The following is a 1062-nucleotide window of genomic DNA, read 5'->3' as shown; positions in this document are numbered from 1 at the left end:
GCGTTGCGCGCGCCGACCAGCGGCGCCGCGACACCGGGCCGGTCGCGGACCCAGGCGAGGGCGACCTGGAGCGGGCTGACGGCGAGTCCGTCGGCGGCGGTGGTCACGGCGTCGACGATGCGGTCGGTCTGCCCGCCGGCGTTCGCGCGCGTCATGCACGCGGCGGCGAGCCGGGCGGCGGCCTCCCGGGTGTCCTGTCCGAGCAGTTCGGTCTGGATCGCGCCGCCTGCGGCCAGGTGCCGGTCGTACGGGACGGGCACCACCGCGGCGCCGCCCGCGGCCAGGCGGTCGACCGCCTTCGCCTCGTCGAGCGCGGTGTCCGGCACGGCGTGGACAAGGGCGACCACCGTGGTGGGCAGCATGTGCGCGTGGAGGCCGCTCATCCAGTCGAGCACCGACCGCGTCGCGGCAACGCCCTCCACGGTCGCGGGAGTGACGAGCACCCGGGCGTGGGTGGTGATGAGCGCGGCCCTGGCGACCTCCGCCGGCAGCGTCTCGCAGTCCACGACCGTGGTGCCGAAGTAGTTGCGCAGGGACGTCATCACCGTGCGGTACGTCTCGATGTCCAGCTTGGCGCCCACCGAGCCCTGGCTGGCGGGGAGCAGCCAGCCCCCGCCGGCCAGTCGCACCAGGTAGCCGGTGATGTCGGTCAGACGCATCGACGGCTGGACGATCCGGGCGAGGTCCTGGCATGTCCAGCGCACCTCGACGGCCCCCAGCCGGCCGGGAAGCGTGCCGAGCGCCGGGTCGGCCTCGACCGTCAGCACCGGATCGTTGCGGTAGTGCGCGTAGGTGAGGGAGAGCAGGGCGGCGACGGTCGACTTCCCGGCGCCTCCCCTGATGCTGGTCACGGCGATCTGCCGGCAGCTTGTCAGCGGCTGCTGGATCGCCCGGGCGGTCTCGGTCGCGTCGGCGGTCTCCCGGGCCACGGAGGAGACGAGGCGCCGCAGGGTGCGGGCGGTGCGCCGGGGGACGGTGTCGCCGTGCGGCGAGGGACGGGCGACATCGGCCATCTCGGGGGCGGTGACCGGCACCGACACCGGGACGGGGACGGGCGGGGCG

General features: G+C 75.4%; 1 protein-coding gene. It reads right to left on the bottom strand.

Features of this window, described 5'->3' with window-relative positions; translation table 11 throughout:
* Positions 1 to 1013 (bottom strand): hypothetical protein (locus GL263_RS27125; RefSeq protein WP_228456865.1); only part of this gene is annotated, 1013 nt, incomplete at its 3' end.
* Between the last annotated feature and the right edge of the window lie 49 nt (positions 1014 to 1062).

The organism is Streptomyces durbertensis (genome assembly GCF_014156695.1).
GTDB classification, from domain to species: Bacteria; Actinomycetota; Actinomycetes; order Streptomycetales; family Streptomycetaceae; genus Streptomyces; species Streptomyces durbertensis.
Note: the sequence above shows the minus strand (reverse complement) of the source record. Positions and strands in the feature narration are given on the sequence as shown.